Origin of the sequence: Microcoleus sp. CZ3-B2 (assembly GCF_036705055.1) — a bacterium.
Taxonomy (GTDB): domain Bacteria; phylum Cyanobacteriota; class Cyanobacteriia; order Cyanobacteriales; family Microcoleaceae; genus Microcoleus.
Map to the genome: position 1 here is coordinate 35,955 of NZ_JAUBTN010000031.1, position 25,849 is coordinate 61,803.

General features: G+C 47.6%; 10 protein-coding genes. 3 read left to right on the forward strand and 7 right to left on the reverse strand.

The window, feature by feature from the left end:
* Positions 1-26 precede the first annotated feature (26 nt).
* Both QUA97_RS15645 and QUA97_RS15650 read left to right on the forward strand, forming a co-directional pair.
* Positions 27-671 (forward strand): Uma2 family endonuclease, encoded by a 645-nt coding sequence (locus QUA97_RS15645; RefSeq protein WP_333195178.1) that lies wholly within the window; start codon positions 27-29, stop codon positions 669-671.
* Between the two features lie 2 nt (positions 672-673).
* Positions 674-4,252 (forward strand): AAA-like domain-containing protein, encoded by a 3,579-nt coding sequence (locus QUA97_RS15650; RefSeq protein WP_333195179.1) that lies wholly within the window; start codon positions 674-676, stop codon positions 4,250-4,252.
* A 123-nt stretch (positions 4,253-4,375) separates the two neighbouring features.
* Here QUA97_RS15650 and QUA97_RS15655 read toward each other — a convergent pair whose 3' ends face one another.
* From QUA97_RS15655 to QUA97_RS15670, 4 genes are all read right to left on the reverse strand, one after another.
* Positions 4,376-7,690 carry a DUF4347 domain-containing protein gene (locus QUA97_RS15655; protein WP_333195180.1) on the reverse strand — a complete coding sequence of 1,105 codons (3,315 nt, stop codon included), beginning with the start codon at positions 7,688-7,690 and terminating at the stop codon, positions 4,376-4,378.
* Positions 7,691-8,374: 684 nt separating this feature from the next.
* On the reverse strand, positions 8,375-11,866 hold the full coding sequence (locus QUA97_RS15660) for a DUF4347 domain-containing protein (RefSeq protein ID WP_333195181.1): 3,492 nt from the start codon (positions 11,864-11,866) through the stop codon (positions 8,375-8,377).
* A 755-nt stretch (positions 11,867-12,621) separates the two neighbouring features.
* Positions 12,622-13,110, reverse strand: a complete 489-nt coding sequence (locus tag QUA97_RS15665) for a hypothetical protein (RefSeq protein ID WP_333195182.1) — start codon at positions 13,108-13,110, stop codon at positions 12,622-12,624.
* Between the two features lie 353 nt (positions 13,111-13,463).
* Positions 13,464-14,957 carry a hypothetical protein gene (locus QUA97_RS15670; RefSeq protein ID WP_333195183.1) on the reverse strand — a complete coding sequence of 498 codons (1,494 nt, stop codon included), beginning with the start codon at positions 14,955-14,957 and terminating at the stop codon, positions 13,464-13,466.
* A gap of 191 nt (positions 14,958-15,148) precedes the next feature.
* Between QUA97_RS15670 and QUA97_RS15675 the strand changes: the two genes are divergently transcribed.
* Positions 15,149-16,810, forward strand: coding sequence for an ArnT family glycosyltransferase (locus QUA97_RS15675; RefSeq protein WP_333195184.1), 1,662 nt, complete (start codon positions 15,149-15,151; stop codon positions 16,808-16,810).
* 60 nt (positions 16,811-16,870) lie between these two features.
* Here the strand turns inward: QUA97_RS15675 and QUA97_RS15680 are convergent, their stop codons facing one another.
* The 3 genes from QUA97_RS15680 to QUA97_RS15690 form a co-directional block, all read right to left on the reverse strand.
* Positions 16,871-17,131, reverse strand: coding sequence for a hypothetical protein (locus QUA97_RS15680; RefSeq protein ID WP_194067597.1), 261 nt, complete (start codon positions 17,129-17,131; stop codon positions 16,871-16,873).
* 84 nt (positions 17,132-17,215) lie between these two features.
* Positions 17,216-21,649, reverse strand: a complete 4,434-nt coding sequence (locus QUA97_RS15685; RefSeq protein WP_333195185.1) for a response regulator — start codon at positions 21,647-21,649, stop codon at positions 17,216-17,218.
* A 1,060-nt stretch (positions 21,650-22,709) separates the two neighbouring features.
* On the reverse strand, positions 22,710-25,811 hold the full coding sequence (locus QUA97_RS15690) for an MFS transporter (protein ID WP_333195186.1): 3,102 nt from the start codon (positions 25,809-25,811) through the stop codon (positions 22,710-22,712).
* Positions 25,812-25,849: the final 38 nt, after the last annotated feature.

Here is a 25,849-nt window from a genome sequence, read left to right on the forward strand (position 1 = left end):
AAGACAACCTAAAGCAGGTAATACTAATGTTCACAAGCGATCTCAAAACGCTACTTGACCAACAAGCACTCCAAAGTCAAGATCCTGAATGCCGCTACATTACCGATCGCGTTAACTGGGAGCAATATGAAGCCTTGCTCGCCAGAAATGGCGATACTTCGGCATATCGAGTCACGTATTTAGATGGAGCCTTAGAAATTATGTCACCTTCGCGCCGCCATGAAAACAGAAAAACTCGCATTGGGAATCTCCTAGAAATTTACTTCTTAGAAGCAGACATCAACTATTTTCCCTTTGGCTCTACAACCCTTCGACGAGAAGAGAAAAGCGGCGGTACAGAACCCGATGAAGCTTACTGCATTGGCACAGACAAAGAATTTCCAGACCTGGCAATTGAGGTAATCGTTATCAGCGGTAGCATTAACAAATTGGAAGTTTACAGAAGGCTGAATGTTAAAGAAGTTTGGTTCTGGCAAAATGACCGCTTCAGCCTCTACTACCTGCGAGAACAAAACCCAGTTCAATTTGTCCCAACCTGCGGTTATGAACCAATTGCTCGCAGCGAAATTCTTCCTAATCTAGATATAGAGTTGCTGGCAGAATACATTCGATATCCCAATTCGCTCACAGCAGCTAAGGAATTTCGACAACGGCTGCGTTCTGGTGCTTAAAGATGAGTAAACTCGAATATCAAGTCGGCGGAAGTCTTGCCAAAAACGCCTCTACCTATGTGATGCGAAAAGCAGATTCGCAACTCTACGAAGCTTTAATAGCCGGTGAGTTTTGTTACGTCCTAAACTCCAGACAAATGGGAAAATCTTCCCTATTAGTCCGCACCCTACACCGACTAAAATCGCAAGGCTATCAATGCACTACCCTCGATTTAACCCGCACTGGTAGCGAAAATATTACCCCCTTGCAGTGGTATAAAGGAATCGCCGCCGAACTGTGGCGCAGCTTCAATCTTTTAGGGAAAATCAACTTAAAAACTTGGTGGCGAGATGAAGAAGAAGTTTCCCTACTGCAAAGATTAAGTCTTTTTATAGAAAATATCCTGCTCGTCCAATTCCCCCAAGATAAAATTTTTATCTTTGTCGATGAAATAGATAGTATTTTAGGCTTAGATTTTCCCGTTGATGACTTTTTTGCCTTAATTCGGTTTTGCTACAACCAACGCGCCATTAATCCAGAGTATAATCGCCTTACCTTTGCCATTTTTGGAGTCGCCACTCCTAGCGACTTAATTGCTGACAAAAATCGGACGCCATTTAATATTGGAATGGCAATTGATTTGCCAGGATTTACCTTTGAGGAAGCACAGCCTTTACTGGCGGGATTACAAACAAGTGTAAACAATGCAGTGCCAGTTTTAAAAGAAATCTTAAATTGGACTGGCGGGCAACCTTTTCTCACGCAAAAGCTTTGTAACATAGTAGCGAATATTAGTCAAGAGAATGATAGCCAAATTTTAACTATTCCCCCAGGAACGGAGGCATTTTGGGTAGAAAATTTAGTGCGATCGCGCATCATCGACCACTGGCAAGCCTGCGATGAACCAGAGCATTTGAAAACGATACGCGATCGCATCCTTCGCAACGAACAAAAAACCAGTAGATTGCTCGGAATTTACCAGCAAATCTTACAATCAGAACCCCCCCTAACCCCCCCTTATCAAGGGGGGGAGACAATCAGAACCCTCCGGCGGGGGGCAGGGGGGATCTCAACCGATGACAGCCCAGAACAAATAGAACTCATTCTCTCCGGGTTGGTGGTGAAAGAGCAAAGTTTACTGAAAGTAAAAAACCGCATTTACGAACAAGTTTTTAACCTCAAATGGGTAGACAAACAATTAAAACAACTGCGGCCTTATTCTCAAACTTTTGATGCGTGGGTGACATCTAAGCAGCAAGATTTATCGCGGCTGTTGCGGGGACAAGCTTTGAAAGATGCTCAAAGTTGGGCCCAGGGAAAAAGTTTGAGCGATTTAGACTATCAATTTTTAGCCGCTTCTGAAGAAATAGATCGGCGCGAAGTACAACAAGGATTAGAGGCAGAACGCACTAAAGAAATTGAAGCGAGGCTAACAGAAGAACACAAAAGACTAATTCAAGAAACCAAAGCTGCCAAACAACAAAGAATCTTATTGTTTGCAGTCAGTATGGCATTACTGCTGGCCTGCGGGTTGGGAATCGCAACGTTTTTTCAATATCGCAAAGCCACAGCAAGCGAACGGCAAGCGCGGGTGAGCGAAATTCAAGCGCTGGCATCTTCTTCTGACGCACTGTTTGCTTCTAATCGCAAGTTGGATGCGCTGATAGAAGCGATTAAAGCAAAACGAAAAGTGCAAAAACTAGGTGGGGTAGGTGTCGATACCGCTGGTCGAGTTGACAATGTACTGAGACAAGCTGTTTACGAAGCAGATGAATACAACCGTTTATCGGGGCATAAAGCGGCTGTTCTCGGAGTTGACATTAGTCCTGACAGTGAGTTTATTGCCTCAGCAAGTGTGGATAAAATTATCAAACTGTGGCGGCGAGATGGTACAGAAGTGGCAGCGCTCAAGGGTCATCAGGCGATCGTCCGATCGGTCAAATTTAGCCCGGACGGTCAGTTTATTGCTTCTGGAAGCGATGATGGGACTGTAAAACTTTGGCAGCGAAACGGTACTTTGTTGAAAACTTTTCAGGGTCATACTGCTGGTATCTGGACAGTGGCGTTTAGTCCCGACGGTCAAACAATTGCCTCTGCCAGCATGGACAAAACGGTGAAACTCTGGAACTCTGACGGCAAACTGTTAAGAACTCTCCAGGGTCATACTGCTGGGGTACCCTCAGTGGCTTTTAGTCCAGACGGTAAGACTGTTGCTACCGCAAGTGGAGACAAAACGGTGAAACTCTGGAACTCTGACGGCAAACTGTTAAGAACTCTCCGGGGTCATACTTCTGTGGTATCTGCAGTGGCGTTTAGTTTAGATGGTCAGATTGTTGCTACCGGAAGTGGAGACAAAACGGTGAAACTCTGGAACTCTGACGGTACTTTGCTGAGAACGCTTGAAGGTCATTCTGCTGTAATATCTGGAGTTGTTTTCAGTCCAGACGGTCAGACCATCGCTACGGCAAGTCGGGATGGGACTGTAAAACTATGGAATGTTGACGACGGAACAGAACTGACGACTTTTAGAGGTAACACTGCTGGGATTTGGGGGATGGCTTGGAGTCCTGACGGCAGTTTTATTGCTTCGGCGGGTGCAGAAAATACGGTGAGGCTGTGGCAGAGTCACAACCCTTTGCGGACGATTATTAGTGCACATAAAGCTGGGATTTGGGCGATCGCACTGAGTGCGGATAGTTCTACAATTGCTACAGGTAGTGAGGATGGCACGACTAAACTTTGGAGTCGGCAAGGCAAATTGTTGAGGACTTTCACTGGACAAAATACTGCGATTTATGCTGTGGCACTGAGTCGCGATGGCAAGTTAATTGCTTCTGGCACAAACGATAATCAGGTGAATATCTGGACTCGAAACGGAAATGCGATCGCAAATTTGGTAGGTCATAACGCTACGATTTTTGGATTGGCTTTCAGTCCTGACGGTCAAATTATTGCTTCTAGCAGTCAAGATAATACTATTAAACTTTGGCGGCCCAATGGTACTTTATTGCATACTATGACAGGACATCATGCTCCTGTTTGGCAGGTGGTATTTAGCCCGGACGGTCAGCTAATTGCCTCGGCTGGGGGCGATGGTACTGTTAAGTTGTGGAAGCTTGACGGTACTTTGGTGAGAACTTTTCGAGGTCATACTGCTGCGGTGTGGAGGGTGGCGTTTAGCCCTGACGGTAAATTTCTGGCTTCTGGCAGTGGGGACAATACTGTTAAGATTTGGACTGTGGATGGTAAGTTAGTGAGAACTCTTGAAGGTCACGCGGCGGCGGTTTGGGGGGTGGCATTTAGCCCTGACGGTAAGATTATTGCTTCTGGTAGTGTGGATAATACGGTGAAGTTGTGGAACTCTGACGGTACGGAATTAACGACGCTCAGAGGTAACTCTGGGGCGATTCGGGGAGTGGCGTACAGTTCTGATGGGGCGTTTGTGGCTTCTGTGAGCGAGGATAATAGGCTGATTTTGTGGAATGTGCCGCAAGTTCTGAATCTGGATTTATTGAGTTACGGGTGCGATCGCCTGCGGGATTATTTGCGGACAAATGCGATGGTGGAAAAGGGCGATCGCTTGTTGTGTTCGCCCCTTTGAATGATTTAACCGCGAAGACGCAAAGAACGCGAAGAGAAGAGGAAACAGTAACATACTCCCCTTGACGATTCGGCGGTCTGAGGCCGAATCGTCAAGAATCTCCAAAACCCGGATTTGGTATCACTACTGACTAATAAAATCGCTAGCGGTGAGAGTACCGGGCGCTATACCGTTCAGTTTTGCTAACAATTGATTGCTACTGGTGACGCTAATCAAAGTTTGATTGTTGCTCCCAGTAATAGTTAGTTGATTGAAACTCAAACCGGAATTTAACCCAATTAAATCCTCGCCTTGGCGGAAATCTGTAATGATATCACTGCCTAAACTTTGAGTTAGCAGAAATACATCATTCCCCGAACCGCCAGTCAAAGTATCATCTCCCACATCACCGCTAAGGAAATCGTTGCCAGCATTGCCGAAGAGGCTATCATTGCCTTTGCCGCCGTACAGCGTATCGTTGCCTGTATAACCTTCGAGCAAATCGTTTTCGTTGTTACCGAATAGCAAATCGTCACCATCGCCACCGCCGAGACTGTCATTGTCTTTGCCGCCGTAAAGCGTGTCATTTCCAGCCTTACCAAAAATTAAATCTGCACCTTCATTTCCGAAGGCAATATCGTTGCCGTTGCCAGCATTAATTGTGTCATTTCCTAAGTTGCCTAACAGATAGTCGTCGCCATCTTCCCCCAGCAAAATATCGTCATCTTTGCCACCAAAAATGGTGTCGTTGCCAAAGCCACCGGCAACAGTATCTTGGCCTAAATCTCCTCTCAAAAAGTCGTCGCCGTCTCCGCCAACCACAGTGTCGTTATCTTTGCCAGCGTAGACTGTATCGTTGCCGGTGCCGCCGAAGATTAAGTCATTGTCGGTATTGCCGAAGATGGAATCGTTACCGCTGCCGCCGTCGATGTTGTCGCTGCCCCCCATTCCGTAGAGGGTGTCATTGTCGCCAAGTCCGTTAATTGACTCGTTGATGCCATCGCCTATGATGAAATCGGCGCTGTCACCGCCGTTGAGAGTTTGTTGGGCGGGATTTTGAGTAATACTGCCGGGGTCGATTTCTGGGGCTGGTAGGGGTTCGACGATCGCATTATCCGTTGTCGGTGTTGGCGTGGGTGTCGGTGTGGGAATTGGTATCGGTGTGGGAGTTGGTGTGGGAGTTGGTGTGGGTGTCGGTGTGGGAACTGGTATCGGTGTGGGAGTTGGTGTGGGTGTCGGTGTGGGAACTGGTATCGGTGTGGGAGTTGGTGTGGGAGTTGGTGTGGGAGTTGGTGTGGGAGTTGGTGTGGGAGTTGGTGTGGGTGTCGGTGTGGGAGTTGGTGTGGGAGTTGGTGTGGGAGTTGGTGTGGGAGTTGGTGTAGTTGTGAATTCAAAAGCGCCGATATCCACGATCGCACTTCCATTATTATCACCATCTTGAGGGCGAGTCACGCCCCGCTGATCCGCCGCCGGCGCGCCCGCACCAGTACCGGTATCAATGGCGGGACTTCCTGCTAGCAGGGGCCTTACGAAAGCGCCGTTAATATTTTGTAAAGGGCCGAGTAATGGATCGGCGATCGTCACAGTTGCCGTCACATTATTGTCGTTAGGATCGCCCGTCGTCAGTTTAGCAGGAAATTGCAGATTATTTCCCCCGTCAATTAGTGCCCTTCCAGTTTGGTATTTAACTTTATAAGGATTACCGGCCGTATTGCTATCAAAAATCGAATTCTTGACAGTAATTGGCTGATTTCCAAAAGTCGCAATACCGCCAGAATACTCCCCAGCGGTGTTATTGGCTAAAGTCGAATTGACAATGTTAGTGGAAAAAGAATCTCTATTGCCGACAACTATTCCCCCGCCCTGTTTAGCAGCGGTGTTACCTGAAAATGTACTGTTGACAATGCTGACATTTCCATTTTCTCCCAACCACAAACCGCCGCCGTTATCGTCGGCTGTGTTGTTAGCAAAGGTACAGTTTGTCACAGTTAAATCGGCATTTCCGTGGCGAACTCCACCTCCTGAACCTCCACTCCCTGATGAGTTTTTTACGGCTTTGTTGTTAATAAAAGTGCTGTTTTCCAAAACCACTGTATCTGGAGGATAGCCAAACAGAAATGCTGCACCTCCTTCTCCAGAGGCGATATTGCCGTCAAAAGTGCTGCCTCGGATGATAACATTGCCACCAACAGGCCCCGGAGTTGCATTGGGGCCTGAAGCATTAGCGCCATCGACGTAAACTGCCCCGCCAACCCCTTTTTCTGTGCGGTTGCCTGTGAATTTAGAGTTTTCGATCGTCAGGCTGCCCAACAGGTTATTAACAGCCCCGCCTAAGCTGCCTTTGTTGTTGGTAAATTCGCTATCTCTGATAGTCAGAGAACCGCCGCTTTTAGTGGCGATCGCCCCGCCGCCGCGTTCGGTATTATCCGCCAAAGAACCGTCATTGTCGCTAAACTTACTGTTAATGACAGTTGTGGTGCTGCGGAAACCTGTATGAACGCCGCCACCGAAACCGGCAACATTATTATTAACTTGGCAATTTTCTAAGGTTAAAGTGCTGTTACCTCCCGTTTTAATGCCACCGCCAGCGCTAGTTGTTTCGTTATTCGGATCGGTTCCAGAGACTTTACCGTTGGCAACAATCAGGTTTTTTAGAGTAACATTGGTTGAACCTTCGGTGAGGATTACCCGCGAAGTGTTGTTGCCACTAATGGTTAAGTTGGCTGCACTAATTGCGTCAACTGTCAAGTTTTTATTGATGACAAGTTGACCGGAAGTTAGAACAATTGTTTGATTCGCAAGACTGGAAGCAAATTGAATAATATCGCCGGCTGCTGCGGAGGCGATCGCACTTCTCAAGGAACCGGGCCCGCTATCATTATTGTTGGTAACGGTAACAGTCGCTAAAGTCCCTCGGTAATCGGCCATAGTCTCTGGAGTCAAGGCACTGGATGCCTCAATATCACCCTTGGTAAACTCCAAATTCCAGTTACCAGTGCGGCCGGTGCGATCGCTAGATGCCGCAATATCAGCCCCAGTTAACTCGCCCAGGCGATCGACAAAATTAGCCCCATCACCCGCAGCCACATCGCAACCGTAAAGCATAATATCAGCTTTGTCGCTCAGCGCATTTCGCCACCCTTGCAACTGGCTGGCATATTGCGGCAAACTATCCGCATTCAACGTCGCAGAACCTAACTGCAAACTGCCAGAATTGCCGTGAGAAAAAATGTGAACTTCGTCTAAAGTTCCCCCCGCAGCGGCGATGGTTTGCAGTTTCGCAGAAATCTGCTCGACTCCGTTACCATTTTTATCTAAAATGATGACTTCTGCATTCGGAACCGCGCCACCCGCAAGAGTTTGATAGTCATCTAAGTCCGACTCAATGAAGACAATAGATTTAGGACGAGAATTGCGGAGAACAGATTGTGAATCAATACTGGCCAAATTTGAACTCATTTCGCATACCCCTATGAGAATGTTGGTAATTTGCTGGTAGATTCACCTGAAAAAACAGAAAACTTTTGAAATTTTCTCAAGAAAGCATTTGTAGCGCTGTCCGCCAAGAGCGAGTATGATATTTACTAGCGAACAAGGACAGCACCGCGTAAAAAAAATACTTACTGAATTCCGACATAGATGAGCCTAATTTTTTTATGCTGAAGGCAGCAGGCAGACTTAAAACCTCAGTAATAAATCTGGTCGATCAAAATTTAGGGAAAAAAAGTTTGCTCATACAACTATTCATAATTTGTATTGATTATCAGGTTTTTTGTTAAAATATTTTGAATTTTATAGTAATTAAATGCCGGCGATGTAATGTCAAGAGTTCTAGACGTAGAATTTATATATGTAGGATGTGCAAGGAGCACTTTACCGATCTAAATAGCACCTAATTTTATGTCGGAGCGATTACCATAATAAAAACGTTTCGTTCGTAGCGCGGACTAACGCCCGCCATATAACTGACTAAAGTCCGCACTAGGAACCTTACATAATATGAAACTATTTTCTAGTAACTAACCGTAGGATACCCAGCGGGAGAAAATCTTGGCACTTTCGTCAAAACCTTCAGCCCGCACAGGCACCTACCCGATGTTTTACTGGTAGTAATGTGCGCGTTGCACACCCTACCAGAGACAGTTAGATTGTTACCTGAATGAAATCGCTAGCGCCGAGAGTAACGGGCGTACCGTTAAGCTTCGCTAACAATTGATTGCTGCCCGTAACGCTAATCAAAGTTTGATTGTTGCTAGACGTAATGCTGAGTTGATTGAAACTCAAACCGGGAGCTAACCCAATTACATCCTCGCCCTGACGGAAATCAGTAATGATGTCGCTTCCCACACTTTTATTGAGGAAAAACACGTCATTTCCCGAACCGCCGGTCAAAGTATCGTCCCCAACATCGCCGCTGAGGAAATCGCTACCAGCACCGCCGATGAGCAAATCGTTACCCTTGCCACCGTAAAGCGTATCGTTGCCGGTGTTGCCGGAGATTACATCATTTTCATTGTTGCCGAATAGCAAATCGTTACCATCACCGCCATCGAGACTATCGTTGTCTTTGCCACCGTAAAGCGTGTCATTTCCAGCTCCGCCAAAAATCAAATCTTCACCTTCATTTCCGAAGGCAATATCGTTGCCGTTTCCAGCATTAATTGTGTCATTTCCTAAGTTGCCAAAAAGCTGGTCGTCACCATCTTCCCCCAGCAAAATATCGTCATCTTTGCCACCAAAAATGGTGTCGCTGCCAAAGCCGCCAGCAACAGTATCTTGGCCTAAATCTCCTCTCAAAAAGTCGTCGCCTTCTCCGCCAACCACAGTGTCATTATCTTTGCCGGCGTAGACTGTATCGTTGCCAGCGCCGCCTTGGATGAAGTCATTGCCGATATTGCCGAAGATGGAATCGTTATCTGCACCGCCGTCAATGTTGTCATTGCCACCCATGCCGTAAAGAGTATCGTTGCCAACAAGTCCGTTAATTGACTCGTTGATGCCACCGCCCATGATGAAATCGTCTGTGTTACCGCCGTTGAGAGTTTGTTGGGCGGGGTTGGGGGCGATCGCACCAGAGTCGAATTCCGGGGCGTTGAGGCTATCTAGCGGGGAAGCATCTGTCACCGGAGTTGGTGTGGGCGCGGGAGTTGGTGTGGGAGTTGGAGTCGGCGCGGGAGTTGGTGTGGGCGCGGGCGTCGGCGTGGGCGCGGGAGTTGGTGTGGGAGTTGGAGTCGGCGCGGGTGTTGGAGTGGGCGCGGGAGTTGGTGTGGGAGTTGGAGTCGGCGCGGGAGTTGGTGTCGGCGCGGGTGTCGGTGTCGGTGTTGGCGTCCCTGTAGGCGTCGGTGTGGGCGCGGGAGTTGGTGTCGGCGCGGGAGTTGGTGTCGGAGTTGGAGTCGGCGCGGGTGTTGGTGTCGGCGCGGGAGTTGGTGTCGGAGTTGGAGTCGGCGCGGGTGTTGGTGTCGGCGCGGGTGTTGGTGTCGGAGTTGGAGTGGGAGTTGGTGTCGGAGTTGGGACGACAGTACCTCCGAATTCAAAAGAACCGCTGTCTACGATCGCCCCTGGAATTGTATCACCATCTTGAGGGCGAGTCTGGCCGCGCTGATCCGTAGCTGGTGCGCCGCTTGGTACTCCTTTGTCAATGGCCGGACTTCCTGTCAGCAGGGGCCTTACGAAAGCGCCGTTGATATTTTGCAGTGGGCCAAGTAAGGGATCTGCGATCGTCACACTTGCCGTCGCATTGACATCACTGCCGTCATTAGGGTTTTTGGGCGGCCACTGAAAATTCCCTCCTCCATCGGCGTATTCGTCGGTGACGTGTTGGTTAATTCCCCAAGGGTTTCCTCCGTTAGCCGCTGTATTGTTGGCAAGAATCGTGTTTTTGAGGGTGACATCATTGGCAGCGGCGAAGATACCTCCACCAACCCAACCAGCACTATTATCGGCGATCGTCGTGTTGACAATAGTTGTGGGTGCACCCAGAGTCATTGCACCGCCGAGTTTGTTGAAATCATCAGCAGCAAACGCGGTGGAGTTGCCAGAAAACGTACTGTTAGTAATCGTAGCAGGGGCATTCCGCGTCCACAGGCCACCACCTTGATTGTTGGCTTTGTTGCCAGCAAAGGTGGTGTTGGTAATAGTCAATCCCTGGTTGGTGCTGTCGCTCAAATTCGTTACCGCACCACCGTTTCCAGGACTTCCACCGTTGGGTAGCTCCAGAATTTCGTTATTTTGGAAGGTGCTGTTTTCCAAAATAACCTTGTCTTGGCTGCCGGTGAACAGATAAGCTGCACCTCCTTCACCTCGACCTTTATTGTCTTGAAATACGCTATTGGTAATCTTGATTGTGCCGGAAGCTTCGCTCGGATTGCTGGCTCTGTCTGTGTAAACTGCGCCACCAAAACCCCTTAAAAAGGAATTATCTTGGCCTGATGCGAAAACGGCTGCGATGGTGTCGTTACCGATGAATCGCGAGTTGTCAATTGTTAACTTGCCCTGAAGGCTGTTAATTGCTCCGCCGTTAATTCCTTTGTTGTTTGTAAAGTCGCTGTTGGTGACAGTAAAAGCTTTGGAACTCAAAAAGCCGATCGCACCTGCACCGCGTTCGTCATTGGCTGCAGTGGCCGTGTTGCCGTTAAACTTACTGTTCGTTACTGTCAGAGTATTGTTGAAATTGCCGAAAATTGCGCCGCCACCTTGATCGGCAACATTATTATTGAACTGAACATTGTCTACTGTGACGCTTACTTCGTCCGTTGTACCGATCGCGCCGCCTCGCTCCGCAGTTTTGCCGTTGGTAATAGAGAGATTTTTGACTGCAAAATTTGTAGCAGTCACCACATTTGCATTGACAAAAAAGGCACGGGATGCGTTATTGCCGCTGATGGTTAAACCCGCTGCTGCTGCGCCGTCAATCGTAATATTTTTGCCAACAGGAATATCGAGTTGACCGCTGGTGAGGGTGATGGTTTGACCGGCCAAACCAGGAGCGAAGGTAATGGTATCGCCGGCTGCAGCGGATGCGATCGCAGCTCTCAAGGAACCAGCACCGCTATCGCTATTATTGCTGACCACGATAGTAGCTAAATCACCTTGGTAATTAGCCATTACATCTGACCGCAAGGCTAAGTCCGATTCAATTTGACCCTTAGCAAATTCTAAGTTCCAGTCGCCTCCGCGGCCGGTAATGTTGGTGGATGCGGCAACGTCAGCTCCCGTTAATTGGCTGAGTTTGTCAACGAAATTAGCGCCTGTACCGGATGCTACATCGCAGCCGTACAGCATAATGTCTGCTTGTGGGGCTAGTGAAGTCTGCCATTGTTCTAACTGGCTTTTGTATTGCTCGATGTTATCCGAACCCAGAGCGGTATTGCCAAGTTGCAAGTTGCCAGAACTACCGTGAGAAATGATGTGAACCGAGTCGATCGCCCCATTGGTAGAGGCGTATTTTTCAATTTCAGAGGAGATTTGTTCGATACCATTTTTGGTGCGATCGAGTATCACTACCTGCTGTCCAGGCAGCACTCCTGCTGCAATTGAATCGTAATCTTCCACGCCGGAATCAATGAAGACTAAGGAACGCGGGGGCAGTTTTTCAAGAGAAGATTTTGAGTTAACTTGGGCGAACGTAGAAGTCATATTTGATACTCCATTATGGGCGTTATTGGTAGATACATCCCTGGAGTAATCTTATCAGCCTTGTTTTAATACATATTAACATTGAATATTTAAAAGCACAACAATTTTTGAATAATTATTTAATTTATTTTTTTTCCGGGTTCCACTTCGTTTTAGTTGTAGTCAACCGGATTTTTGCTCGCAATTGCTAGCAAGAGAGGGAGCATCTCACTTTTGCAGCCAAGCTAGAAATTGGAGGTAGGAGGCAGGAGACAGGAGACAGGAGGAAAGAGGAAGAAAGAAGGAGTCAAAAGAAGTCTTTTTACAAATATGAGATGCTCCCGCAAGAGATAACACAAATATCGGGAATACAAAAAAAATCCTGCTTTTTTTTAGCAGGATTCTTTTAGCCTTGTTTTGCTGGGGATACCGATAATTACAGGCATTGGGGCATGGGTTTCAGGGTAATTTGCTCCAGACTGAGATGGCAATCTCCCGTCTATAGCTGTACTATAATTCTCCTAAAAAGTCTGTTAAAAGCAAGCATTCTCCCAAATTCACAATTATTGGAATGTCTATTTTCTCTAATTATATCAAATCCTCTCTTCATCGGAATAGTAAATTCACTGTTGACTGTTGACTGTTAACTGTTGACATCATGTATAAGTGCAACTATAATTAATATTATTCAAGATTATTTTTATGATTAATCTTGAATAATTCAGACAATTAAAAAATAATCTCAAACACAGATTACGATTTTGTTGTGGCATTTACTAACATTCAAAACAGTCTGATATTAAGTATGGGTTAATTGCTGCCGATTCCCGAAGAGAATCGCCCGCCGTGCAGTTACCGAATGTATATAACGAATCTAATCCGCTGTTGTCGATCGGCAACTGTACCAAAATACTTGCTGGGCACCTGCAGATTCGGTGAAAAAACCCGGTTGCTTCGGGGGCGAGTATTTTCTGGAGTGTTGGCAATTGGCTTTTGCACGGTTCTAGGTAATCGGAAGTGCTGCTAGAAATTGTCCAAAATTTGTCAATCTCTCCAAAGATAGAGGCATATTTTTGCAGTGCCGAGGTAACTTGCTCGATGCCATTACAGCGACTAAACTCGACGAAAATTAATGCCAGCGCCATCAAAATCTCAGAAATAAAATATCCCCCAGAATTAATGCTGGAATCGTTAAATACACAGCTTTTGGATGGGGCATTTGGGTATTCCGAAGCAGGATTGGTTTCTGTCAAAGAAGTGAACATTTTCCTTCCTCCAAAAGGGTGTTGAACGGTAGATACACCCTGGGAGTCAAATCACAGGAAACTGGCAGCGACCTTGTTTGTGTTGCTCGTCTCCATGTCACCCTTTTATTAGTTTCGCCCATCTGTTTGGCGCTGCCATCCGCGATCGCACGGAATTTATATTTTTTGTATTTTCCAGAATTGCCTAATGGCCCGTAATTACCGATGGTTTCTGTATCCTGTAGGTAACACCACTTTCAAGTCAGAATACCACTCGGTAGCCCGTCCTGCAAAGCCTTTGGCGATCGCTCCTATCCCAAATCTCAAATCTCAAATATCAAATTGTCTGAGAGTCTGTGGCGCGCGTAAATGTATCAGTCGTCAGCAGATGGCGGTTTTTTCCCTGAATTGCGAATATTAACAATCTTGTTGAGCGCATCGAACCAAAAACTAGCTCCCATTGAAATAGCTACGCCGCTCAAGATCCAACCAAGCAATTTTGCCATGAAAGCCGGCAACAATAAATTACCCTGCGCGTCTATTTCTAACCTGTTCGGTTCGCTCCATCCCAAAGGTAGAGCTACATTATCCAAAGCTCGATCGACATCCTGCTGAACTTGCCTAAGACCGGTTAAATTATCTAATTTAGTCTTAGCGTTTTTTTCTACCAACTGCTGAGCATACAAATTAACAGTCGATCGCAGCATCGAATCCTTCGACAACCGATTAACAATATGAATGCTATCAGCATTAGCAGCAATCGCGATCGTAGTTCCGAGCAAAATCGCCACCCCTCTAGCATTTCGCTTGTAAACGCCGGAAGCACGCTGCATCGATTGGTCGAACCAAGTTTCAATTTCTTGCTGAAACCGCTGCAACTGCTCTTGACTATCTCCGCCGCCTTTTTCAGCACGCTGCGCTAAAATAGAAAGGCTGCGTTTCAAAGATTCTGGCATAATGCTCAAAATTTCTTGAATTTCTTGGTACATCAAACCGTTTTCTTGCTCCTCCATAATTTCTGCTACCCTATCCTGAGTTTTTTTAAAGTTCCTCACACTATTTAACAGATTGCTCAAACTCGGTTCCAGTTGCGATCGCAGCGCCTCCCGCTCGTATTCGCTATCAAAACTAGCCTTAATAAATGCCATCTGTCTTTGAAAATCTCTCCCTCCTAGCTCAGTTTCTGGCAGATAAACCTGAGAATCATTAATATAAAATTCTAGTTTTTCCGACATCCGATCCAAACTGTTGTTCAAACTCGTCAAATCTTTTTTATAATCTTCAACAACCCGATTAAACTCCGCCGTCAACCAGCTAAATTGTTGTTCAACAATCGATTTTGCAGACTCCGGCAGATTCAAATGATTGCTAATTGCTTGAATTTGTGCCAACTGTAAATCTTTAAATCTTTCCAATCTGGCTTTAGATATCGCTCGGATTGAATTAGAAATTTTTAAAGTATCCAAAAGGCTAGCAGAAAAACTCTCTGGTGGAATATAAGAAGGCCCTGTTGATTGATTGCCGAAAACATTCTTGGTGCGAGTCAGCAGGCGGTACAAATCACCCATAAGGTGCGTAATAAGTCGAAATCCTTGGGAGAAAATCCCTTTGGCTCCCTGATTCAAATCCTTGATAATCGGATTAGCGTAGAGCGCATTAGCAAATTGTTCGACTCGCTGAAATTGCAGCGGCTCTTTGGCCGCGTCGCTGCCGTTAGAAATTAGCACTTCGATCGACTTCTTTAAATGTTCCGCCCGCCATTGCAAAACAGTAGCAATCAGTTCCTGAATTTCTGAAGCTAGCAAGCTTAAAGTCAGGTAAATAAACACTAGGCCAATTATGATATCTATAATTACAGGTAAGTTCATGGTATTTTCCTTGTCGCCAATAACTGCTGTCTAAGTTTACCTTCTGTTTGGGACGCGAAAAATTCTTTTAAGCCGAGTTTCCCAAAAGCATCCAACCACCCTAGCCCACGATCCCAACCCTGAATTTATAAGTGATTCCCAATTCTTCAATTCTTTAATCTAAAATCGAAAATCTTAAACGGTCATTCCTTATGTCAAAAATCTTTCCATTCTCGGTAGGTAAACCGAAAACTCGCTTCAATGACAGCTTGACAGACAAACTGTGGATGCTGGCTTTGCTGTTGGCTGCGGTGCTAATTTTCGGGCTCAATCTCGGCGGCCCGGCGTTGCGGGATTGGGATGAAGGGATTGCTGGGCTGGTAAGTCGGGAAATTTGGCGCGGCAATTTAAATTGGCTGTATCCGACGATCGACTCTATGCCTTATTTCAACAAACCGCCGCTGGTACACTGGCTGATCGGGCTGTGTTTTGCCAACTTCGGCGTCAGCGAATTGACGGCGAGGTTGGTACCGGCGATGCTGACGGCGGCTTCTGTGCCCATGCTTTACGCCATTGGGCGGGAGTTGTATCCGCAGCGCTCGATCGCCATTTTTTCGGCTCTCGTTTATCTGACGCTGCTTCCGGTAGTGCGGCACGGACGTTTGGCGATGTTAGACGGAGCAGTTTTGTGTTTTTTGCTGGCATCGATGTGGTGTTTGTTGCGATCGCGCCGCGACTTGCGCTACGCCTTGGGGGCGGGGATCGGGTTCGGACTCATTTGTTTGACTAAGGGCGTGATGTTGGGGCTGCTGCTGGGCGCGATCGGCTTAGTTTTCCTGGTTTGGGATACCCCGCGACTCCTCACTTCTGGCTATCTTTGGGGCGGATTGGCGATCGGAACTTTCCCCGTAGCTGGTTGGTATTTTGCCCAATGGCTGCACTACGGCCAAGATTTCATCAACGCCAACTTGCTAAACCAATCTTTCCGGCGCATTTGGGAACCAGTAAGCAATCACAACGGCCCGCCCTGGTATTATCTTTTAGAAATTTTAGAATCAGCTTGGCCGTGGCAGTTATTTTATCTGCAAGGGCTGTATTTCAGTTGGGAAAATCGCAATTTTCCCGGGCCGAAATTAGTCTTAGTTTGGACAGGAGTATATCTGCTGGCTATTTCTGTGATGAATACGAAATTGCCTTGGTATGTTTTGCCAATTTATCCAGCTTTTGCTTTAGCCGTTGGTAGTTATTTCGCGGAAGTTTGGGAGCAAATGTCCCTACCGCCAGAGCCGATCAAAGAGGAAGCAGAAGAACGTTTTGATGCTATATCTTTTTTACCTCATCCCGCGATTTTGGCAATACTGGCGGTGGTGGCTGTAGTCGGTTGCGCGTACTTTAGCGGCTTAGTACGGATTGGGGAACAAATTGTATCTCCCCAGCAAGATTTGCAGTTAATGATGATGTTTGTAGCTTTGACAATGACACTGGCGGCCGTGTTGCTGCACAACAAAGACAGACAATTTTTATTAGTTTTAATTTGGGGAACTTACGTCTCGCTGTTGGTATTTGTCGCTTCCGACAACTGGGTTTGGGAACTGGCGGAGGATTATCCGGTTAAGCCGATCGCCCAAATTGTCCGCGAAGGAACGCCCATCGGCCAAGAAGTCTTTACTTCTCACCGCCTCCCGCGTCCGTCGCTGAATTTTTACAGCCAGAGGCAAGTTATTGTCGCCGACGCGCCTACACTGAAAGAAAAATGGCAAACTCTCCCGCAACCTTATTTTCTGTTAGAAAAACCTGTCCTCAAACATCTAGATTTGCAGAATGCTGAGGTTGTAAAAACAGCCGAGGATTGGGTTTTGGTAACACGAAAATAAGTTTGCCAGTCACAAACCCGGTTTTTTACCAGAAAATTTGATTGCAGTACACAAAAGCCATCACAAACCCGGTTTATTGGGTTTTGATGCGTCCGGGATTGAATATTTAACATGATTGTGTCCGGGGCAGTGGTGAGGATTAGGGAACCACTTACATTTAATTATGCCACCGGATAGCTTTTCTAACTTAGCAGGAGTGTGCCCTGCCCCGAATAGATCGAGGTTGAGATTGAGGGCTACTTTCGCAGCGTAAGCAAGGTAAAAAGTACAAGGTATTGATACAGAGAATATTACTATTTTAGCAATTAGATTGTAATCCATAATATGTATAGCTTTTCTCAGAAAGATGAGGTACTATGCCCAGCGGCACCTCATCTTTCTGAGAACCGCTGTATGTCCTGCTACTTAACCATCAACATATTGCATTTCCATTTTCAACGCCGCCTCAACTCTTTGATACTCGGCCTCAACCTGTTTTAAAAGCTCGCAAGCTGGAGCAGGTAAAGCTTGGTTGGCTTGTATTCCGATGCGGCCCATGATTTCGAGTTGCTCGCACAGCTTAAACAAGCCAAAAGCACCGAGAGTACCGCTAATCGATTTCAAAGAGTGAGCATCTCGCCGCAAAGCCAGCGGATCGGCGCTCCTGACGGCCGTAGAGATGCCTCGCAGCAGTTCGGGAGCTGTTTCGAGGTAAATCTCGATCGCCTCCTCTAAAGCTTCCACATCTCGCAATCCTTCTATAATCTTGGCACTCAGACAATCGGGACTTTCTAACAAAGCCCGATCGAGATTTGATTCACCAAACCCGACAACTGCGCTCGAATTGGAAATTGTCTGTTGTGCATTTTCCGCAACAATCGCATTCGATCGCACTTCTAATTCACTCGTTTCTCCGATCTGTTCAATCTGCGAGTTTACACAAACAATCGGCACCGGGCGATCGCACTCTGGGCGCGATCGAGATTTACACGCCTTCAAAGCTCGAACCAACTCCTCAATGGCGATCGGCTTGCTCAAATAATCGTCCATCCCCGCAGCCATGCACTCTTCGCGATCGCCCTGCATCGCATTTGCTGTCATCGCCACAATCCAAGGGTTCGTCGATTTTAGATTGGGGATTGGGGATTTGGGATTGTTAGATTGTTCGTCAGTTTCAGAAACTTCTGATTCTTCAGTGGGATTTTCTAAGGTAAAATCCTCTGAAAATTGCTCGCGGATGAGGCGGGTAGCTTCCAAACCGTCCATTTCCGGCATTTGCACATCCATCAACACCACATCGTAAGGCTGGCGGTGCAAAGCTGCGAGCACTTCGATCCCGTTTCCCGCCACATCCGCGCGATAGCCCATCCGCTGCAAAATTTGCAAAGCCACCTTCTGATTCACCAAATGATCGTCCGCCAACAGAATCCGCAGCGGTAAGTTATCTGCCAGCACTGGTATGCTTTGGAGGAAAGCCCCGCTAGTGCGCGGCCCTCTCATTTCAGTTACTTGCGGTTCCCCAAAAATATTGATTAAAACATTGTAAAACTGAGATTGTTTAATCGGTTTGTTCAAAAAAGCAGCAAAATTCACATCAACTGCAGAGCAGTTAATTTCTGGTAGGCCGATCGAAGTTAGCATCACTAAGGGCAACTTTTCGCAATCAGGATACTGGCGAATTTCCGCTGCTAAAGCCAACCCGTCCATTTCCGGCATTTGCATATCCAAAACTGCAAAATCAAACGCCTCCTTAGCAGCTAGCCAATCTAAAGCCAAACGAGCCGAAGCTGAAGCTCTAGGCACCATTCCCCAAGACTGAGCCTGCTGAGTCAAAATTTGGCGGTTGGTAGCATTGTCATCGACAATCAAGACTCGCTTCCCAGCCAATTCCGGTTGACAATTGGTCGAGTTAACCGACAAAGAACTTTTGCAGCCACGAACGATCGTGCTGAAATAAAAAGTAGAGCCGGCGGATGGCGGATTTTGGTCGATCGGCTTGGTGCTGAGTGCGGATTTGACAGAGCAATATTTTTCGGCAATTTCACAGGAGTCTCCCCATTCCACATCAAAAGCTGTTGCTTTAAAATCTACCGGAGGCTTGCCGGCAATACAACCCATACTTTCTACCCACATCCTGCCGCCCATCATTTCGGCCAAACGCTTGCTAATTGCCAAACCCAATCCGGTACCGCCGTAGTGTCGGCTTGTTGAAGAATCTACCTGGCTGAAGGATTTAAACAGCCGATCCATGCGATCGCCCCGAATGCCGATACCCGTATCTTTGACCGCAAATTGTATTTCGTATGCTTGGTTAATTGCTAGCGGTTCGCCATTAATTTCTGGCGGTTCTGTAGGGTTTGCCGGCACTGAAATCTTTTTTGCCGTCACCGAAACCACTACTTCTCCAGTTGCGGTAAATTTCACAGCATTGCTGAGCAAATTGATTAAAATTTGCCTCAAGCGGGTGCTGTCGCCGATCGCCATTGTCGGTACCGAGCGATCGATCAAGTAACCCAATTCCAGTTTTTTTTGTGCCGCCTTGGTAGCTACCAAGTCAAGAGATTCCTCAATGCAAGTGCGGATGTCAAACGGATGTTCCTCTAAGTCCAATTTGCCCGACTCAATTTTCGAGAAATCTAAAATATCGTTGATCAGCGTCAGCAAGGCATCGCCGCTGCTGCGGATAGTTTCTACAAAATCGCGCTGTTCGCGAGTTAAGCAGGTATCCAACAGCAAACCGGTCATGCCGATGACTCCGTTCATCGGAGTGCGAATTTCGTGGCTCATGGTGGCTAAAAATTCGCTTTTAGCTTTGGTAGCCGCCAGTGCTTCGTCGCGAGCTTTTGCCAAATCTACGCCTGTTTGCTGGCGTTCTAGTTCGCTTCCCACCCACTGACCCATCAGTTTCACCAACTCTCTGTCTACAACTCGGAACGGTTCTGTCACAGGAGTTGGAGAAAGGAAGCACAAAGTGCCGTAAACTTCACCTGTCACGGTGACGGGAATGCCCATGTACGCTTCGATCTTGAATGCTGGATCCTCGGTGTTGAAGCACAAAGCCGCAAACCTCGCCGACTCAAAGTACATCGGTTCTTTTGCCATTACTGTAGTCCCGCAAAAGGTTTTTTCGAGGTCGTAGATTTGTGCTTTCTCGATCGACCCGTCGGGACATTCCACAGCCACGATTTGATATTTGTCGCCTTGAATGCGGGACAAAATTCCCACGGACAGACCCAACTGTCGGCATCCCATCACCAGCAGTTCTTGGAGGCGCAAATCAAAGGTAAAGAGGCGGCCCTCCGGGTCAGTACGGGGAGCCGAGGTCACTTGGTACAAAGCTTTAATTGCAGCTTCGCTTTCTCGCAGTTCTTGTTCTGTTTGCTTGCGGACGCTGATGTCGCGGGAAATACCAATAATTTCTTGCACCAAACCAGTTTCCGGATCGCGGATCGTGCGGCTGGTGGTTTCAAACCAAATGTATTTGCCGTCTTTGCGGCGGATGCGGTAGCTGACGGTGTAAGTAACTGGAAGCGCCAGGACTTTTGAGTGAGCTTTGGCGATGGTTTCTAAATCGTCTGGGTGAAAATAATGGTTGGGGATCGCGCCGACGAGTTCCGAAGGTTCGTATCCGAGCAAAGCGCGGCTGGCGGGGGACACGTAAATAAACACGCCTTCGGGGTTGTGTCTGGTAATCATGTCGGTTGAGTTTTCGGCCATCAACCGATAGCGGTCTTCGCTTTCTAAGCGTTCGACTTGAGAGTTGCTCAATGCTTCTAGCATTGTGTTGATGGCGCCGGCCAGGCTTGCGAGTTCATCTTTTCCGCTCATATGAACGCGCAAGTCTGGGTCTCCGTTGGCTCCGATGTTGCTGACGCTGGTGCTTAGGTCTGCCAATCTCGCCAAGACTAAGTTTTCGAGCAACAGCAGGGCGATCGCGCTAAATACTAAACCTACTGCCAGTATTGATAGGGTAAACAGGCCCAAGGTAGCCTGACCTTGGCGGTAGATGATGCGGTCTGCCTCTACTCGCAGCAGCAGCGCTAGGTTGCCTTGGAGGTCGCGAATCAGGGCGTATCCTGCGACTACGTTATCGCTGACTGGTTCGACTAAAATTTCTACTGATTTGAGGTTAGAAATTTTGATTTTGTCTAAATCCTGGATCGATCGGGCGATCGCCTTAGCCCCCGGTTTGGAGTAGTTCGCAGAACCCAATTTAAAATCTAAACTCGGCAACCTAAAATCGACTGACAGGTGAGTCAGTTCCGAAAGCAAACCAATTTCGCTGCTGTCGAGGTAGCGTCCCAGAACCAGCGTCCCGCGCGGCGGGCCTTGGGCGTTGCTGTTGACGATCGGCCTCGAAGAAATTAGCAGCCTAGCTTCTGGGAGGGTAATGACGCCTGCTTTTGCCCGATCGCGATCGCCCTGCGGTGTCGAGGGTTCTAGCAACGCCTCAATCAATTGCTGTTTCAAGCTTTCGGGAATCGGCACTTCGGTTTGGGACTTCCGGTCGAAACCTTTGCTAAAAATCGTCTGACCGCTGGAGTCCAGCACTAGCAACAAGTTTAGTCTCAAGGAAGTAAATGTCGAATCGACGAAATTTGACTTGACAAAAGCCTCATTTTGTGTATCAACAAAAGAGTAAGTATCGTCCCACTCGGCGTAGTCTTGGGCGCTGGTGTCTAAATTCGACAAGTCGTCATCTAGGGCATCCAAAGCCCGCGCGACATCCTGGCGGACGTACTGGGCCTCAAGGTTTTGAAAATCGTGCAGCAAAATAGTTGATGCAGTGGCATAGAGAACCAGAATCAGGCTGACTAGAGCTGCACCGATGATTAATAGTGTTTTTTTTCGGAGTTGCATGGCGTCGCCCCCCTCACTGTGCTACTAGGCAACTAGCCTGGGGAGATTTGAGACGTAGGTTGTTTAGCATTGGCTCGACAGGGCCTGCATATTTTGACTGTTGTGGGCCCACTGGCAAAAGTCCTTGGTATTTCCAAGATATCCGATATGTCGTCCCCACATCAGTGTAGTATTTTCACATCTTTAATTACCTTCTTGACACTCCCGGGCCTGAACGCGCGGGGATTCTTGGTTCACTGACACACCTTTAAACTATCCATCCTTTCGGCAATATTTAAACCAAAAACCCGTCCGATTGAACGAAGTTGCGAGTCTAATTTGAATAGCCCCAGAGGGCTTATCTCCCCAAGCGTTAAGGAATCGCTTCCCAGGTTCCCGTATTATGCCCTTGGCGTACATCTAAACTACTAAATTTTTGAGTTTTCTGGTGTGGGTGCGCGGTGGCTGCCCTAGCTATGTTTTTTGTGGTGTTCGCTACCCACGAGATATTATTGTTTTCTAGCCAGTCGTTTTGGATTATCGCCCATTTGTGAAGCGCGGTTATGCTATAGCGGTTCTCACAAAAGTGAGGTATGCCCACGGAGGCCTATGCCCACGGAGGCCTATGCCCACGGAGGCCTATGCCCACGGAGGCCTATCCCGGATAGTACCTCATATGAGAGCACAGAAAGGCTATACCTGTATCTATCTCTACTATACTAAACTTATGGAAAATACTGTCAAGTATGAAAAAGTTTTTCAGTATTATATCACATCCTCTCTTCATCGGAATAGTAAATTCACTGTTGACTGTTAACATCATGTATGAGTGCAACCGGAATTGATATGAATCGAGCCGACACGCTCTTGAAAAGGGGAGCATCTCATATTTGTAAAAACACTTCTTTTGACTCCTTCTTTCTTCCTCTTTCCTCCTGTCTCCTGTCTCCTGTCTCCAATTTCTAGCTTGGCTGCAAAAGTGAGATCCTCCCCTTGAAAACTCTGATAAAAATAGTGCCTGATGTCAGTATGAACTCACATCAGGCACTATTAGCTTGCACGGCGCAAATTCAGTTTTTAGTTAGCGGATAACAGCTAAGGCACCGGCACCGGCTGCTGCTACGGCCGAGGTAAGAGCGGTAAAAAACAGCCACCAAGAAGCAACTTCGGCTGCTTTCCGGGTTTCTTCAGCTTGTTTTTCAGCTTGAAGTTTGATGCTTTCAAGGCGAAGCTGGGCTTCTTGCTGCAAGCGTTCTGCTCTTTGCAACACTCTATTGCGGGTGACTTCAATTTGGTCGATCAAGCGGTTAGCATCGGCTTCGGAAATGTCCTCGCGGGAACTAATTAGTGCTACTAAAGTATCGCGGTTGAAATGACCTAGCCGATCGCGCAAAGCATCAAATCCAGCTTGCGGATCGTCAAATAATTGACGCACGTCCCGCGTAATCCCTTCATAATTTAGTTCAGGGCGATCGAGCGAATTGAGGTAATCCCGAACTTTTCCGAGAACCCCGTCAATTACCGACTGAATGCGATCCTGAATTTTCTGGATTTGTAGTGCAAACTCATCGCGCACCGACAAAATTCCATCCACAATGCGAGCAGCTTCTGCTTCAGAAATATCCTGCCGCTGAGACAGCAGAGAAACCATAGTCTCTCGATCGATGTGCGACAGACGCTCGCCCAAGCTGTAAGCGCCGACTTTTGGGTCGTGCAGCAGCAGTTGCAAGTCGCGCTTGATGGCTTCGGGATTTAATTCATCCTTGCCCGTATTTCGCAAATAATCCTCTAAAACGCTCTGAAAATCCTGGACTTGGGTTTGTACCCGCTTCGCCAAACGGCGAGGCGCTTTCACGATCGAGCCCAGAGTTTCCTGCACTTGGTCGATAATTTGATTGACTTGTTCTTCAGTCAAATCATCTCTCTGAGAAAGCAGTTTTACCAAAGTATCGCGATCGACCTGAGACAGGCGTCCCCGCAGCGCTAAAGCCCCTTCCTTGGGATTTTCCATCAGTTTCGTCAAATCGCGCTGAATCCCTTCAGGATTGAGTTCTGATTTGCCAGTATTGCGGAGGTAATCTGCCAGGGCGGTCGTAGTTTGGTCGTACTGATCCTTAGCTTTTTCTGCCAGTTGTTGCGGTGCTTGGAGCGCGCTGTGCCAAGTTTCCTCGGCGCTGTCTAGAAGCTCGTTTACTTGGTTTTCGTTGAGGTCTTTGCGCTGAGATAGCAATTTTACCAAAGTATCGCGATCGAACCGAGAAGCTCTAGCTCTGAGCGCCCAAATTCCCGCTTCTGGATTGTCCAGCAGTGTTTTGAAATCGCGCTTGATGCCTTCGGGATTGAGTTCTGATTTGCCCGTAGACTGCAAGTATTCTTGTACTTTTTGCCACTGATTGTCTAGTCGGACTTGCGCGGCTTCTTGCAGGCCTTTAGCATCTGCTAAAGCGACATCTCGCGTCTTTTCCAACTCGTTGACAATCTGTTCTACTTCCTGAAAGCCGAAGTTTTCGCGGCCTCTGAGAATTTGCACAAAACTGTCGCGGGTGTAAGGAGAAAGCCGATCGCGCAACTGTTCGTAACTCGCATCGGAATCATCTAAGATTTTTTTGAAATCGCTCCCGATACCTGCTGCTGTCAGTTCCTCTTTCGGGGTCAGCTTCAAATAAGTTTCCACCCGCCACTGCAAATCGCGAGCTTTTTCTTGCTCCTCAGCAAAGATAACGGTTTCTAAAACTCGCCGTCTTATTGCTTCTAAATCCTGGGAAATTTCTTTAATTTTGTCTTGGGTAAAAACGCCTCGACTCGCGAGAATTTCCGCAAACTGAGATTTATTGAGTTTTTCTAATTCGCGGCGCACAGTTCCCGGATCTGCCGTAGGATCGTAGATCGCGTCACGAAATTCGCGCTCGATCGCTTGCGGGTTCATTTGCCACGAATAAGTGTTGAGCAAGTAGTTTTCTACATCGGCGCGGATCGGGCTATAGGTTTCGGGTTCGCCTTTGACTTGAGCGGCAACTTTATCAGCTTGGGCGCTAACTTTATCTTTAGCTGTTTTGAGCTGACCGACTACTTTTTCTACATCGAAATCGGAAATGTCCGTGCGGCCCAAAACTATTCCCATTAAAGCATTGACTGCCATTGTCGTTGCTTGGGTTCTCATGGTGGGGCTTTGGCCGGAATTTTGACCGCCCAGACTGCTGAGGGCTTGTTCTACCCTACTTGTCAGTTGTTCTGAGAGCAAATCTCCCGATTTGGCAGATTTGAGATAATCTACCAATTGGCCGATGCCGTCTGATTTGGCTTCTTGTTTTTCTACTTGTTTCCAAGCATCTTCGAGTTGGTCTACAATCCGGTTGACATCGCGCTTTGACAAGTCCGATCGCGAACTTACTAAATCTACTAGAGTTTGGCGATCGATCTTCGGCAAATTTTCGCCAGCAATGTTTTTGAGTTGCGGATCGTTGAGCAATTTTTCAAACTCGCCGCGCATCGCTTTGATGTCTAATTCCGGCGGTTTGAGGGCTTGGATGTAGTCTTCGACGTTTTCCCGCAAGCTTGTGGGGTCGATCGCGCTACCGAGTTCGTGTCCCACTGCCGCGGCGGCTGCTTTGGCTGTGGCCACTACTTGATTGCTGGCTGCTTTCGCGCCCAAGGCTGCGGCTGCGGTGCCAAAAATCGCTTGAACGCCAGATGTCGCGGTGTTGACGACGGAACCGATCAGGGAACCGACGGTGGTGGAACTCACCCAGACGAGAAGTGAGAAATAGGCAGCCCAGACAACTAAACCGACGATCGCCCCCAAAACCGGACTGCTAATCAAGCTCAGCTTTACTGCTAGCAAGCAAGCGAAGAATAGGGCGACGGTGACGGTGATTAGCGTCCAAGTGCCGACTTTGCTGCCGATGTGGCGCAGTGGCGGGCTGCTGCTATCCGAGTGGTGTCCGTCATCGTGGGATTGTCCGATATAGGAAAGACCCGCAGCTACTGATAAATTTGTTAGCAACAGTTGGAAAGCGCAGGCTAGAACGACTCCAGCGATGAGGGCGATAAAAAATTGCGGCCCGGAATAGAGGAGTGCTGTTTCTTCTACTGTGTTTGTAGTTGTAGTCTGTTCTACTGGCACTTGGGCCAGCAAGAACCCGATGTTATACATTTCTGGATTTATTGGAAAATTTTGATACATAGTATATGCCTCGTTAAAGGGTGGGTACGCGCGATCGT